The 14,515-nt window shown below is 66.7% G+C and carries 12 protein-coding genes; 1 reads left to right on the top strand and 11 read right to left on the bottom strand.

The genetic code is table 11. The features are described 5' to 3' along the window. Positions 1-23 precede the first annotated feature (23 nt). The 8 genes from nirD to ACFWHB_RS20375 form a co-directional block, all read right to left on the bottom strand. Complete coding sequence (gene nirD, locus ACFWHB_RS20410) at positions 24-341, bottom strand: nitrite reductase small subunit NirD (protein WP_395949147.1); 318 nt, start codon at positions 339-341, stop codon at positions 24-26. Further along, the gene (nirB, locus tag ACFWHB_RS20405; protein WP_395949146.1) at positions 341-2,887 is read right to left on the bottom strand and encodes a nitrite reductase large subunit NirB; all 2,547 of its coding nucleotides are present in this window, start codon (positions 2,885-2,887) and stop codon (positions 341-343) included. Before nirB ends, nirD begins: the two co-directional genes overlap by 1 nt. Before the next feature lie 244 nt (positions 2,888-3,131). Then, the gene (locus ACFWHB_RS20400) at positions 3,132-4,220 is read right to left on the bottom strand and encodes an ABC transporter permease (RefSeq protein ID WP_393935576.1); all 1,089 of its coding nucleotides are present in this window, start codon (positions 4,218-4,220) and stop codon (positions 3,132-3,134) included. 2 nt (positions 4,221-4,222) lie between these two features. Further along, on the bottom strand, positions 4,223-5,332 hold the full coding sequence (locus ACFWHB_RS20395) for an ABC transporter permease (protein ID WP_111910865.1): 1,110 nt from the start codon (positions 5,330-5,332) through the stop codon (positions 4,223-4,225). Continuing rightward, entirely contained in the window at positions 5,329-7,083 is a 1,755-nt protein-coding gene (locus ACFWHB_RS20390) for an ATP-binding cassette domain-containing protein (RefSeq protein ID WP_395949145.1), read from the bottom strand. The genes ACFWHB_RS20395 and ACFWHB_RS20390 overlap by 4 nt, the downstream gene beginning before the upstream one ends. Continuing rightward, positions 7,080-8,048: a secretion protein HlyD gene (gene hlyD, locus ACFWHB_RS20385; protein WP_395949144.1), complete on the bottom strand. Its 969-nt coding sequence runs from the start codon at positions 8,046-8,048 to the stop codon at positions 7,080-7,082. Before hlyD ends, ACFWHB_RS20390 begins: the two co-directional genes overlap by 4 nt. A gap of 85 nt (positions 8,049-8,133) precedes the next feature. Continuing rightward, a complete protein-coding gene (locus tag ACFWHB_RS20380) occupies positions 8,134-8,766 on the bottom strand; it encodes a TetR/AcrR family transcriptional regulator (protein WP_395949143.1) in 633 nt (210 codons plus the stop codon). 225 nt (positions 8,767-8,991) lie between these two features. Beyond that, positions 8,992-9,912: a LysR family transcriptional regulator gene (locus ACFWHB_RS20375; RefSeq protein ID WP_395950228.1), complete on the bottom strand. Its 921-nt coding sequence runs from the start codon at positions 9,910-9,912 to the stop codon at positions 8,992-8,994. A 186-nt stretch (positions 9,913-10,098) separates the two neighbouring features. Between ACFWHB_RS20375 and ACFWHB_RS20370 the strand changes: the two genes are divergently transcribed. Then, complete coding sequence (locus ACFWHB_RS20370; RefSeq protein ID WP_395949142.1) at positions 10,099-11,487, top strand: MFS transporter; 1,389 nt, start codon at positions 10,099-10,101, stop codon at positions 11,485-11,487. A gap of 67 nt (positions 11,488-11,554) precedes the next feature. Here the strand turns inward: ACFWHB_RS20370 and hslU are convergent, their stop codons facing one another. From hslU to ACFWHB_RS20355, 3 genes are all read right to left on the bottom strand, one after another. Further along, entirely contained in the window at positions 11,555-12,883 is a 1,329-nt protein-coding gene (gene hslU, locus ACFWHB_RS20365; RefSeq protein WP_005328414.1) for an HslU--HslV peptidase ATPase subunit, read from the bottom strand. A gap of 68 nt (positions 12,884-12,951) precedes the next feature. Next, entirely contained in the window at positions 12,952-13,485 is a 534-nt protein-coding gene (gene hslV / locus ACFWHB_RS20360) for an ATP-dependent protease subunit HslV (protein ID WP_005340772.1), read from the bottom strand. A gap of 188 nt (positions 13,486-13,673) precedes the next feature. Further along, positions 13,674-14,513, bottom strand: a complete 840-nt coding sequence (locus ACFWHB_RS20355; protein ID WP_139744698.1) for an SPOR domain-containing protein — start codon at positions 14,511-14,513, stop codon at positions 13,674-13,676. Between the last annotated feature and the right edge of the window lie 2 nt (positions 14,514-14,515).

The raw sequence follows: 14,515 nt of genomic DNA, 5'->3' as shown, positions 1-14,515 counted from the left end.
GAGGGCCGGGGTGGGGTCTTATGTTAGACGGCGACCCAGACCTGCTGGTCGCGCACTTCAACGGGATAGCTCCGTACCGACATGGCGGCATTTTCGAGGCAGTGGCCGTCGCTCAGGCGAAAGCGCTGCTTCTTGAGCGGGCTGGCGACCCAGAGCTCACCCTCGTGTTCACCTACGATGCCGCGCGACAGCACGTTGGCGGCGAAGAAGGGGTCCCGGTTGTCGATGGCGAACACCTCGGCGGCCGCGCTCGGGCGGAACAGGGCGATCTGGCGCCCCTCGATCAGAGCGCAGACACCGGTTCCCGGCAGGATGTCGTTGAGTTGGCAGGCAAGTTTCATTATTTGGTCTCCACCTCGATCTGGTAGACGGGGATGCGCTCGGCCGGGGTCGCCGGTCTGTGCTGGTCGCGCTCGCTGACGAACTGGACGTCTGGGTCGCGCTTGTCGCTGTTGATGAAGTGGCTGAAGCGCTTGAGCGCTTCCTCTTCATTCAGGGTGCGCGACCACTCGCACTCGTAGCTGTCGATAAGTACCTGGATGTCGCGCTCCAGGGTCTCGGCCAGCCCCAGCTTGTCGTGGACTATCACCTCGCGCAGGTAGTCGACGCCCCCTTCCAGATTGCCGAGCCAGACAGAGGTGCGCTGCAGTTTGTCGGCGCTGGTGACGTAGAACATCATGAAACGGTCGATCAGTTTGATGAGGCTCTCGCGATCGAGATCGGAGGCCAGCAGGTCGGCGTGGCGCGGTTTCATGCCGCCGTTGCCGCCCACATAGAGGTTCCAGCCCGCGTCCGTGGCTATGATGCCGACGTCCTTGCCCTGGGCTTCCGCACATTCGCGGGTACAGCCGGAGACACCGAACTTCATCTTGTGGGGGGTGCGGATGCCCTTGTAGCGGTTCTCGAGGAAGACCCCGAGGCCGACGCTGTCCTGCACCCCGAAGCGGCACCAGGTGCTGCCGACGCAGGTCTTGGCCATGCGCAGCGCCTTGGCGTAGGCCTGACCTGTCTCGAATCCCGCCGCCAGCAATTTCCGCCAGATGGCGGGCAGATCGTCTTTCTGGGCGCCGAACAGGCCGATGCGCTGGGCACCGGTGATCTTGGTGTAGAGCTGGTAGTCGCGGGCCACTTCGGCCACCGCCAGCAGCCCTTCCGGTGTCACCTCGCCACCGGCCATGCGCGGGATGACGGAGTAGCTGCCGTCTTTTTGCATGTTGCCGAGGAAGATGTCGTTGGTGTCCTGCAGCTGGGTATTGAGCGGGCTCAGCACATGCTCGTTCCAGCAGGAGGCGAGGATGGAGCCGACCGTGGGCTTGCACACCTCGCAGCCATAGCCCTGACCATGCTTGGCCAGCAGCTCGTCGAAGCTCTTGATCCCTTCCACCTTGACCAGGTGGAACAGCTCCTGGCGGGAGTGGGGGAAGTGAGCGCAGAGGTGGTTGTTGACCTCTATGCCCTGCTTCACCAGTTCGGCGTTGAGCACCTGGCTGATGAGCGGCACGCAGCCGCCACAGCCGGTACCGGCCTTGGTGTGCTGCTTGATGGCGGCGAGCGTGGTGTGGCCCTCGGCCACCGCCTGGGCTATGTCGCCCTTGGAGACGTCGAAGCAGGAGCAGATCTGGGCGGTGGACGGCAGGGCATCCACCCCCAGGGTCGGCTTGGCACCGGCGTAGGCGGGCAGGATCAGGGTATCCGGGTGGCTCGGCAGCGGCATGGCGTTGAGCATCAGCTGCAGCAGGTTGCCGTAGTCATCCACGTCACCCACCAGCACGGCGCCAAGCAGACGGCTGTTGTCTTCGCTCACCACTATCTTCTTGTAGACGCCGGCCTGGTCATCCTGGAATACATAGCTGTGGCTGCCAGGGGTGCGGCCATGGGCATCGCCGATGGAGCCGACAGAGACGCCTAGCAGCTTGAGCTTGGCGCTCATGTCCGCCCCCTCGAAGCGGTTGTCGCCGCCGAGCAGGTGATCGACGGTGACCTGGGCCATCTTGTAGCCCGGTGCCACTAGGCCGAAGAAGCGACCCTGCCAGGCGGCGCACTCGCCGATGGCATAGATGTCGGGGTCTGAGGTGAGGCAGTGATCGTCGATCAGCACACCGCCGCGCTCGGCGATGGCCAGCTCAGAGTAACGGCCCAGGGTGTCCTGCGGGCGTATGCCGGTGGAGAAGACCACCACATCCACGTCAAGGGCGCTGCCGTCGGCGAAGGCGAGGCGGTGTTTCGCCTGCTCACCGCCGTGCATCAGGATCTCGCTGGTGCTCTTGCTGGTGTGCACCTGCACCCCCATGGACTCGATCTTGCGGCGCAGCAGCTGGCCGCCCTGGCCGTCGAGCTGCTCCGCCATCAATACCGGGGCAAACTCCACCACATGGGTCTCGAGGCCCAGCGCCTTGAGGGCACCGGCCGCCTCCAGGCCAAGCAGGCCGCCCCCGATCACAACACCACTCTTGCCGCTCTTGGCGGCGCTGCGGATGGCTTTCAGATCTTCGATGGTGCGATAGACGAAGCACTCGTGGTGCTGACTGCCCTGGATGGGCGGCACCCAGGGGTAGGAGCCGGTGGCCAGCACCAGCTTGTCGTAGCCGACCACAGTGCCCTTGTTGGAGTACACCTCGCGGGTTGCCCTGTCGATTTTTTTCACCGCTTCGCCGAGCAGCAGGCGGATGCCGTGCTTCTCGTAGAAACCGGGTTTGACGAGGGAGAGATCTTCGCTGGTGTGGTGGGAGAAGTAGGAGGAGAGATGGACACGATCGTAGGCGGGACGCGGTTCTGCACCGAAGACGGTGATCTCGAACCGGTCCGGATCGGATCGCTCGATCAACTCTTCGATGAAGCGGTGCCCCACCATGCCGTTGCCGATGACGGCCAGCCTGACTTTGCTCATGATTGCCTCTGATTTGGAGTAATAAAACATCATTCTGAAGCTAGGCTACCCAGTCGGCGGGGGCGGTCGATTGATGCAAATCAAGTGTCTATTTATATATCTCCTCAGGGGTAATTCGAGGGAATTCAAACTTATACATAAATGGGTATACCAGTTGACGATTTCCGTACCCGGCGTGGCTGCTGGCCCCGGTCGAGTGCCGGTATGGCGGGCAAGGGCCCGACCCCTGGCAGGGGCCGGGTCATCAGGCGATATGGCGGCGGAACATGGCCAGCGCCAGGGAGAGGGAGACACCGGCGATGGCGAGCAGGGGCCAGAGCAGGGGCCAGGCCGCCGACCAGCCGAGATCCTTGAGGAAGACCCCCTTGAGCAGCAGGATGAAGTGACTGAGGGGATCCACGGCCGCCAGCCACTGCAACAACAGCGGCATGTTCTCGATGGGGGAAACATAGCCCGAGAGGATCACCGCCGGCACCATGAAGGAGAAGACCCCGAGAAACGCCTGCTGCTGGGTCGAACAGAGGGACGAGACGAAGAGCCCTATCCCCGCCAGCGCCAGGCCGTAGCAGACCATGCCCGCCATCAGCAGCGTGGTGCTGCCGCCAAACGGCACCTGATAGAGGAAGCGGGCCGCCAACGCGACTATGGTGCCCTGGCCCACCGCCACCAGAATGCCGGGTACTGCCTTGCCCGCCATGATCCAGCCCGCGGTGAGGGGGGAGACCAGCAGCTGGTCGAAGGTGCCCTCTTCCCGCTCCCGCGCCACCGACAGGGCGGTGACGATGAGGCAGCCAATGGTGGTGATGATGGCCACCAGGGAGGGCAGTATGTGCCAGCTGAACTCTATGTTGGGGTTGTAGAGGTGGCGCACCGTGAGCTCCGGCAGCCCCTTGCCCTCGCTCTGCCAGCGGGCGATCACCTGATTGATGTAGCCTGCCGCCACCTGACCCCCGTTGGAGCGGCGCCCGTCGATGATCAGCTGCACCTTGGCAGTGTCGCCGCGCGCCAGGCGGCGGGAGAAATCCTGCGGGATGATGAGGCCGATCAGGGCCTGCTGCCCCGTGATGGCATCTGTCATCCCAGCCTCGCCCGCCACCGGCATCACAGTGGTGAAGGCGGGCATGTGGGTGAGGCGCTCGATGAGCTCCCGGCTCTGCGCCCCCCCATCCTGGTCGTAGATGGCCAGGGTGTTGCCGGTCACCTCCAGGGTGGCGGCGAAGGGGAAGAGTGCCGTTTGCAGCAGCACCGGCATGATGAGCAGGAAGCGCCCCTGGGTATTACCCATCAGGGCCTGCAACTCTTTTCGGATCAGCCACCAGAGTCGGATCAGCATGTTTACTCCAGGGTGCGCCGCGTCTTGCGGGCGGTGAGGGCCAGCCAGAAGGCGGCCAGCAGCAACAGGCAGACGCCGTTGACCAGCAGGATGGAGAGCACGTTGCCCGCCTGGTAGAGGGTCTGCAACGAGCTCGCGAAGTAGCGGGCCGGGATCAGGTGGGTGATGGCCCGCAACAGGGGCGGCATGCTGGCGATTTCGAACACGAAGCCCGAGAGCATCATGGCCGGCAGAAACGCTGCCGTCAGCGCGGCCTGGGCGGCGTTGAACTGGCTGCGCATCACGGTAGAGAGAAAGAGCCCGAGCCCGAGGGCGCTGCCGAGAAACAGGGTGGTGAGCACGAACAGGGAGATCAGCGAGCCGCGCCAGGGCACCCCCATCACGGCCACCGAGAAGAGCAGGCAGATGAGCATGGCGGCGATGCCGAGCCCGTAGTAGGGCAACAGCTTGGAGAGCAGCAGCTCTGTCTTGGTCACCGGGGTGGCGAGCAGCGCCTCCATGGTGCCGCGCTCCCACTCCCGGGCCACCACCAGGGAGGTGAGCAGGGCGCCTATGATGGTCATCACCACGGCGATAGACCCGGGCACCAGGAAGTTGCGGCTCACCAGCGCCGGGTTGAACCAGGCGCGGCTCTCCACCGCCACCGGCAGGGAGACTCCCTCCCTGACGAGCCACCCCTGCCAGATCCCCTGCACGTAGTTGGTGACGAAGTTCGCCGTGTTGGGCTCGGAGCCGTCGGTGAGCAGCAAGACCCTGGGGGTGCCGCCGCCCTGGCCCGCCATGGCACGGGAGAACCCCTCGTCGATCACCAGCAGGCCGCGGATCTCGCCGCGCTCAAGGCTGCCGAGCAGCGCCTCCTTGCTCGGACCGCCCTGCACCTCAAGGGCGTTCGAGCCGCGAAGGGCCTGTTCGAGGCGGATGGCCGGGGCGCCGCCGTCGGTGCGCCAGATGCCGAGTCGCAGGTGGTCCACGTCCAGGTTGATGGCGTAACCCATCACCACCAGCAGCACCACGGGCATGATGAAGGCGATGAGGATGCTGCTGGGGTCGCGCACTATTTGCAGGGACTCCTTGTGGCACAGGGCCAGCAGACGGCGGCGGTTGATGCTCATGAGTCCTCCTCGCTGGCCTGCTCGACCAGCGTGATGAAGGCCTCTTCCATCGTTGGTAATGAAGAGGTTGGCAAGGAGAGGGTGGCCCCTCCGGCGGCACTGGCCTTGAGTTCGTCCGGGGTGCCGAGCGCCAGCAGGCGACCGCGGTAGATGAGGGCGATGCGGTCGCAATACTCCGCCTCGTCCATGAAGTGGGTGGTGACCAGCACTGTGACCCCGTGATCGGCCAAGGCGTTGATGTGGGACCAGAACTCCCGCCGGGTCACAGGATCGACCCCTGAGGTAGGCTCGTCGAGGAACAGCAGCGGCGGTTCGTGGAGCAGGGCGCAGGCGAGGGACAGGCGCTGGCGCAGGCCAAGAGGCAGGGATTCCGTCTGCTGGCCGAGCCAGGGGCCGAGGGCGAACGCCTTCACCATGGCGTCGATGCGCGTCTGCTGCTGGCGACCGAACAGGCCGTAGATACCGGCGAAGAACGACAGGTTCTGGGCCACGGTGAGCTGCTTATAGAGGGAGAATTTCTGGGCCATGTAGCCGAGGTGCTGACGCGCCGCCGAGGGGCTGCGGGCCAGATCGATGCCGGTCACCAGCGCCTGTCCGCTGCTTGGGCGCAGCAGGCCGCACTCCATCTTGAAGGTGGTGGACTTGCCCGCGCCGTTGGGGCCGAGCAGGCCGAAGATCTCCCCCCGGCGCACCGCGAAGCTGACGTCGTCGGTGGCGGTGAAATCGCCGAAACGCTTGGTAAGGCGGCGCGCCTCGATCACCGCCTCCGGGGAGACCCCCTCGGGCAGGCTGGCCTCGCGCATCAGCTGCGCCAGGCTGGATTCCCCACCCGGGCCGCCCCCCAGCAGATCGATAAAGGCATCCTCGAGCCGGGCAGGGGTCGGTACGAAGCCACCCTCCGAGAGGCCGAGCTCCGCCAGGGGAGGCGGCATCTGGCCCGAATGCAGCAGCAGGCGCACCCGCTCCCCCGCCACAGTGCCGTCCATCACCGCCGGGTGGGCCAGGGCGCGGCGTAGCAGGGCGCGCCGCTCACGGCCGTCCAGTTCTCCGGCTTCCAGCAGCCAGCAGCGGCTCGCCATGGCTCCCATGAGTGTCGCCGGGGTGCCGCTGGTGCGCACCTCGCCGTCCGCCATCAGCAGCACGTGGTCGCACAGCTCGGCCTCATCGAGGTAGGCTGTGCTCCAGAGCACCGTCATGCCTCCCTGGGCCAGCTCGCGCACCATCTTCCAGAGGGCGCGGCGGGAGATGGGATCGACCCCGACACCGGGCTCGTCGAGCAGCAGCACGTCCGGGGTGCCGAGCAGGGCGCAGGCCAGCCCCAGCTTCTGCTTCATTCCCCCCGACAGCTTGCCCGCCGGCCGTGCGGTGAAGCGGGCGAGATCGGTGAAGGCGAGCAGGCGCTCGAAGGTGGGGCTGCGCTCTGGCTCCAGCACGCCGCGCAAGTCAGCATAAAGGTTGAGGTTCTCCTGCACGCTGAGATCCTCGTAGAGCCCGAACTGCTGGGGCATGTAACCCAGCCGCTGGCGCAGGGCATCCCCCTCGCGGACCGGATCCAGCCCCAGCACCCGGATTTCCCCGGCCTCCGGTACCAGCAGACCGGCCAGCAGGCGCAGCAGTGTGCTCTTGCCCGCGCCGTCCGGCCCCACCAGGCCCGTGATGCCGCCGGTCGGAATGGTGGCCGAGATGGCGTTGAGGGCCACCCGTTCGCCGAAGCACTTGGTGACCCCGGCGAGCTGGATGGCGGCGTTCATGGCTGCAGCCTGACGGTGACCGGCATCCCCTGGCGCAGGGCAGAGTCAGGATCCTGCACCACTATGCGCAGCCGGTAGACCAGGTGGGTGCGAAGATCCGGCGTCTCCACGGATTTGGGGGTGAACTCGGCGGTGGGGGAGACAAAGCCCACCACCCCCTGATAGGGCTGGTCCGGCCTTGAGTCGGTAGTAAGGATCACCTTGGCGCCGCTCGGGAAGTGGCCGAGCCAGGGCTCCTCCACATAGGCGCGCACCCAGACAGGCGCAGTCAGTGAGAGGTTGAAGGCGGTGGCCCCCGGCTGCACCATGCTGCCGGTCTCTATGGCGCGGGTGAGGAGGATGCCGTCGCTCGGGGCTGTCAGCACGGCGTCGGCGAGCGCCAGTTCGGCGCTGGCCAGCGCCGCTTTGGCCCCTTCCAGCTGGGCATCTGACTGGGCAATTTCTTCGGGGCGGTAGCCGGTCTCGAGCTGGCCGAGCTGCTCGCGGGCGGAGCGCACCTGGGCCTGGGCCTGATCCCGCTGGGAGCGGGCGCTGTCGAGCTGGCCACGGGAGATGGCGCCGGTCGCCGCCAGTGCACGCTGGCGACGCCACTGCTGCTCTGCCTCGAGGGCGGCCGCCTCGGCGGCGGCCAGCTCGGCCCGAGCACGGTCTGTCTCTTCGCTGCGATACCCCTTGTGGATCAAGGTGTTGGCCGCTTCGATCGCGGCCAGATTGGCGCGGGCGCTGTCGCGCTGGTGGGCGAGGGGCACGGGATCGAGGCGGGCCAGCAATTGGCCTGCTTTTACGCTATCCCCCTCATCGACCAGCACCTCGCTGACCCTACCGCCGACCCTGAACGCCAGGTTCACATCGCGGATGTCGACGTTGCCGTAGAGGATGGAGCCGTCGGCCGGACGGCCCTGCCACCAGAGGTAGCCACCGATGACGGATAGCAGCAGGACCAGGATGGCGATGCGTTGTTTCATGTCGGATCTCCTTGGGGGCGGCCCTGCCACCCGAGGTAGCCACTGAGCAGGGCCAGCAGCACGGCCAGGATGGCGATGCGTTGTTTCATGCGGGATCTCCTTCGGAGCGGCACAGGCCGCGCAGGGCCCACGTCAGGCGTTGCCGGGCGGCCTCGGGATTGTCTATCTGGGACAAAAACGGCGCCGCCTCCGGGGGCAGCCAACCGAGCTGGCGGCCGCCACCGGCTATCACCAGGGGCAGACCGACGGAGCCCATGATGAAGATCATCAGCTGCAACGGGTTGCCTGCCACCAGGGAGCCCTCCGCCTGCGCGTTGCGCACCTGCTCGAGCAGCAGCAGGGGGTGGCGGCGCGGCAGGCTCAGCAGAAAGCGCTGGGCCGCGCGCTCGCCGGACAGGGCATCGCCAAACAGGTGATTGATGAAGCTGCGCTGGCGCGCCACCAGGGCGATCACCGCCACCATGGTGGCCTCGAAGGTCGCCAGGGCAGAGGGGTAGATGCCGCGGGCAGCCACCGCCTTGAGCTCATCAAAGAGGGGGGCGTACCAGAGCTCCACCAGCTCGTCGATATAGCTGTCGCGGTTGCCGAAGTGGTAGACGAAGGTGCCGAGATTGACCTCGGCCGCCGCCGCCAGCTCGCGCACAGTGAGGCCGCGCAATCCCTTGTCGGTGGCGATCGCAAGGCCCGTATCGAGCAGTTTTTGACGAGTGGGGTGCATCGAACAAGGCTCCTGTCGCACAGATTTTGATCTGAATTATACGCTCGTATAAAATCGAAGGAAGGGGCGGGCCGATCTTTTTTTGAACAAGTGTGAGCGGCGCCTCGCAGCTCTGTGTGACGGAGGGAAAAGGCGGGTGCAGCGGGCCGGAGCCCTCGGGATTCCGGGCAGCCGCGCCGTGCTCCCCGGGCGGCCAGGAGGTGGATTTGCCTGCCGCCGGGGGGATCAGCTGTCTCTGGTGTCCCCTCCATAGGGGGCCCGGGCGCAGGTCTCGCGGATGAGGGTGCGCAGCCAGCGGTGAGCCGGGTCGGCGTCCTGACTGGGGTGCCAGATCAGGGCGACCCTGATCCCTGCCAGCGGGAAGGGCAGGGGCAGGGTCACCAGATCGGTGTACAGGGCGGCGCAGTGCCGCTCGGGCACCGTCGCCACCAGGTCGCTGCCTCGCACCAGCGCCAGGGCAGTGGCAAAGCCGGGGACCAGGGTCGCCACCTCGCGGGCCAGCCCGAGGTGTGTCAGGGCCTCGTCTATGGGGCCCTGCTCCAGCCCGCGCCGCGACACCATGATGTGGCGGGCGGCGGCATAGCGGGGGGCGGTCAGGGGGCCCTCGCACAGGGGGTGGCCCGGACGCACCACGGCGACGAAGTGGTCCTGAAACAGCGCCTGGGTACGCAGCTCGGGCGCCGTCTCTGCACCTATGACGCCGGTTTCGAAATCCAGCTCGCCGCTGCGCAGGGGGCGGCTCCCCTTGTCGGGCTTGGCCAGAAAGTGCAGCCTGACCCCAGGGGCCTCGGCGGCGAGCCGGGCCAGCAGGGCAGGGCCGACCGCCTCCACGAAGCCGTCGCTGGATCTCAGGCGGAAGGTGCGCACCAGCCGTGCCGGGTCTATCTCCTGCTGGGGGCGCAGCACGGCGTGCGCCTCCTGCACCAGCTGGCTGACCTGGGCGCGCAGGGCCAGGGCACGCGGCGTGGGCACCAGACCCCGGCCCGCCCTGACCAGCAGGGGGTCACCCGTGGTCTCCCGCAGCCTGGCCAGGGCCCGGCTCATGGCTGAGGGGCTCAAGGAGAGTCGCCTGGCGGCACCGGCCACGCTGCCCTCGTCCAGCAGGGCATCCAGGGTCAGCAGCAGATTGAAGTCGGGGGTATTCATGGCATTGCCCTCGCCGAGCCGGGGATCCCGGGTGATGACCCATGACGGTCGGTTGGCTTCATCATACGCGAGAACCCTGATCTTCATATGGCGTCTCGTGCAGCTATAAGCTGCAAGTCGTGCGCCTTCCGCCGGCTCATGCCCCCCGCTAGCCTTGTGGCATCATCCTCTGCCGGAGACAGTGCCATGTCACAACCCAAGCCCCTTCCGACCCCTGCCGCTCGCCGTCTCGGCCTGCTGGCACTCGGCCTAGCCACCCTGCTGCCCATGTTGGGGGGTAGCCTGGCCAACATGGTGCTGCCCGCCCTGGGGCAGGCCTTTGCGGTGTCCTTTGCCAGCCTGCAGTGGGTGCTGGTGGCCTATCTGCTGGGGATCACCTGCCTGACTGTGGTGGCCGGCCGACTGGGGGACAGGTTCGGTCGGCGTCGCCTGCTGCTCCTGGGGCTGGGGCTCTTTGCGCTGGCCTCGTTGCTGTGCGCCCTGGCGCCGACCATGGGCTGGCTGATCGCGGCCCGTGCCCTGCAGGGAGTAGCTGCAGCCTGCATGCTCTCCCTGGCGCTGGCCATGGTGGGCCAGCTGGTGCCACCGGCGCGGCGGGGCTGGGGCATGGGGCTGCTCGGTACCCTGTCGGCCTGCGGCACTGCGCTCGGCCCCTCCTTTGGCGGCCTGCTGACGGCCGGGTTTGGCTGGCAGGCCCCCTTCCTGCTGCTGGTGCCCCTCAGCCTGCTGGCGCTGGGCTGTGCCCGGCTCGGTCTGCCCCGGGACGGCTCCTCGCCACAACAAGAGGGGACGAACCTCGCGAGCCTGTCACTGCTGGTGGCGGCCCTGCTCTGCTACGGCCTGGCGCTGACTCTGGGGGGCGCCCTGGCCCTCTGGTGGGGGGCGGGGGCCCTGCTGGTCACGGCCTCGTTCGTTCGCCGCGAGCGCCGCGCTCCTGTGCCCCTGTTGCCGCTGGCGCTGCTGGGGGCCCCGGGGCTTGGCAACGGCCTTGTCGCCAGCGCCCTGGTGGCCAGCGTCATGGTGCTGACCCTGCTCATAGGCCCCTTCTACCTGAGGGGGGTCTTCGACCTAGATCTCGGGACTGTCGGCCTGATGATATCGGGCGGGCCCCTGCTGGCGGCCCTGACGGGCATGCCCGCCGGCTGGCTGGTGGACAGGCTGGGGGCGCGGCAGGTGGTCCGGCTGGGGCTGGCAGTCATGGGGGCTGCGGCCCTAGGCCTGGCCGGGGCGGCGGGGCAGTTCGGCCCGCTCGGCTACCTGCTGCCCATACTGCTGCTGACCGCCGGCTATGCCCTGTTCCAGACCGCCAACAACAGTGCCGTGGTGGGTGGGGCGAGTGAGCAGACCCGGGGCGCCGTGGCCGGTCTGCTGACCCTGTCGCGCAATCTGGGCCAGTTGACCGGGGTGGCCGGGCTCGGCGGCCTGTTCGCCGCCCTGGTGGGAGAGCAGGGCCTGACCCTGGCCAGCGAGCTGCTGTTTGGCACCCGGGCCCTCTTCGCCCTGAGCGCCCTGCTGATTGGCCTGGCGCTCTGGCTGGTGGGTCGCCGCCGGGATGGGGTGCTGGTCAGCGCCTGAGCGGGAGCAGAAACGCATACAAAAACGCCTCCGCGAAGGGAGACGTTTTTTATCGGGAGGGGGGCGCTTACAGAATATAGCGGCTCAGATCCTCGTCCTCGATCAGGGCGCCGAGGTGGGCGTTGACGTAGTCGGTGTCGATGACGAAGGTCTCGCCGGACTTCTCGGAGGCGTCGTAGGAGATGTCTTCCATCAGGCGCTCCATCACTGTGTGCAGGCGGCGGGCACCTATGTTCTCGGTGCGCTCGTTGACCTGCCAGGCCGCCTCGGCCAGACGGCGGATGCCGTCCTGGGTGAACTCGATCTTGACCCCTTCGGTGGCCATCAGCGCCTGGTACTGATCGGTCAGGGAGGCGTTCGGCTCGGTCAGGATCCGCTCGAAGTCATGGGTAGTCAGTGCGGTCAGCTCGACCCGGATCGGCAGGCGACCCTGCAGCTCGGGGATGAGGTCCGACGGACGGGCCACCTGGAAGGCGCCGGAGGCGACGAACAGTATGTGGTCTGTCTTGACCATGCCGTGCTTGGTGTTGACGGTGCAACCTTCCACCAGCGGCAGCAGGTCGCGCTGCACCCCTTCACGGGAGACATCGGGGCCCGAGCTCTCGCCGCGCTTGCAGATCTTGTCGATCTCGTCGAGGAAGACGATGCCGTTGTTTTCGACCGCGGCAATGGCCTTCTGCTTCAGCTCTTCCGGGTTGACCAGGCGGGCCGCTTCCTCTTCGATCAGCGCCTTCATGGCCTCTTTGACCTTGATCTTGCGCTTCTTCTTCTGCTGCTGGCCCAGGTTCTGGAACAGCCCCTGCAGCTGGTTGGCCATCTCTTCCATGCCCGGAGGGGTCATGATGTCGACGCCCATGGGGGTGGCGGCCAGATCCAGCTCTATCTCCTTGTCATCCAGCTGACCTTCCCGCAGTTTCTTGCGGAAGATCTGGCGGGTGTTGGAGTTGTCGGCCTTCTCCTCCTCGCCCCAGCTGTTGCGCGGGTTCGGCAGCAGGGCGTCGAGGATGCGCTCCTCGGCGGCTTCCTCGGCGCGGTATTTCATCTTCTCCATCTCGGTTTCGCGCACCAGCTTGATGGCGACATCGGTGAGATCGCGGATGATGCTGTCCACTTCCTTGCCCACATAGCCCACTTCGGTGAACTTGGTCGCTTCCACCTTGATGAAGGGGGCGTTGGCGAGCTTGGCCAGACGACGGGCGATCTCGGTTTTGCCGACCCCGGTCGGGCCTATCATCAGGATGTTTTTCGGGGTCACTTCATGGCGCATCTCTTCGCTGAGCTGCATCCGGCGCCAGCGGTTGCGCAGGGCCACGGCCACCGCACGCTTGGCATCGGCCTGACCGATGATGTGTCTGTCCAGCTCGTGGACGATTTCTCTCGGGGTCATCTCGGACATGATGGAGTTCCTGTATCCGGGGCGGGCAGGGCCCACCCCTTGGAGAATGAGTTGGCTGACGGGCGCCCTTACTTGGCGCTGTAGTCCAGCACTTCGATGGTGTGGTTGCCGTTGGTGAAGACGCAGATGTCGCCCGCAATCTTGAGGGACTTCTCGACTATGGTCCTGGCATCCAGCTCGGTGTTTTCCAGCAGGGCGATGGCGGCGGACTGGGCGAAGTTGCCGCCGCTGCCGATGGCGATCAGGTCGTGCTCCGGCTGCACCACGTCACCGTTGCCGGTGATGATGAAGGATTTGTGCTCGTCGGCCACGGCCAGCAGGGCCTCGAGGCGGCGCAGGGCGCGATCGGTGCGCCAGTCCTTGGCCAGCGCCACGGCGGCGCGTTCCAGGTTGCCCTGATGGGCCTGCAGTTTGGCTTCGAAGCGCTCGAGCAGGGTGAAGGCGTCGGCGGTGCCGCCGGCAAAACCTGCCAGCACCTTGCCGTTGTAGAGACGATGAACCTTGCGGGCGTTGCCCTTCATGACGGTGTTGCCGAGGGAGACCTGGCCATCACCGCCGATCACGACCTGGCCGTTGCGGCGGACGGAAACTATGGTAGTCACTTTACTTACCTCGCTTGAGCCGAATGACGGCCGGACTGTGCATGGCAAGAAAGATGGGGATGGCAAACCGGCTTTTCAAGCCTACCTGTTGTCGGGATAAAGGGGGAGGCCATGCCGGCGAGGGAGAGGGGAGTCGAAAGGAGAAGGGCCGGGGTTGTCCCCCCGGCCCTTCTTGATTGGCTGTGCGGCTAGCCTTTCTTGGGAATGCAGCCGCTGATGCCTGAGCTCTGCAGCTTGCGGTTGGCCGCATCGACGGCCGCCTTGCCGCTGAAGGGGCCCACCATCACCTTGTAGACGGTGCCATTGGCGCCATTGACCACCTGCAGGCTGGAGGAGAGGCCGGCGCCGAAGGCGATGCGTGCCTTGAGCGATTCGGCGGAATCCTGCGAGCGCAGGGCGGCGCACTGCATCATGTAGCGACCGCCGTCGGCTGCCGCCGTCTGGGTCGCCGCCTTGGCCTTGGCGGCTTCGGCGCGTTCCCGCTCCAGTTCGGCACGGATCTCCCGCTCCATCCGCTCACGCTCGGCCTTCTGGTCGATCACCTGCTCTTGCGCGCTGGCGACCGGGGCACCGGTGGCCGGCTTGGTCGGTTGCACCGGTTGCGGCTGGAAGGGCTTCACCTGACCGAGGGGGGTCCCGGGTTGGGGGATCTCGGTCGGTACCGGCTGCGGCAGCTTCTCGGGTTGCAGGGTGAGGGTCTCGGCAGGCGGTGGCGGCAGCACGCCCGGCTGGGGCGGCGGCTCTATGATGTCCACCTGCTTGTTCTCCAGCCGCTCTATGTAGCTCCACTTCTCCTGGGGCAGGGTGTGACCCTGTGCCTTGGGTTTGTTGGCCTTCACCTGCTCTTCTATGGTGGGGGCATCCGCCCCCTTGCCGTTGATCAGGTAAAGGAAGGCGCCAAAGCCGACGACCAGGGCCCCGGCCAGCAGTGCCGGGATAACAGGAAAGCGGCGAGGTGCCGCTTTCTTGATGTTACGACCACCGGCCCGTCGTCTCGGGCTGTTGCCGACGTAATCCCGGGTCGCCATCT

This window comes from Aeromonas mytilicola subsp. aquatica, from assembly GCF_044336385.1.
Classification (GTDB): Bacteria; Pseudomonadota; Gammaproteobacteria; order Enterobacterales; family Aeromonadaceae; genus Aeromonas; species Aeromonas rivipollensis.
The sequence above is the reverse complement of the archived record's forward strand: the minus strand, read 5'-3'. Positions and strand labels throughout refer to the sequence as shown.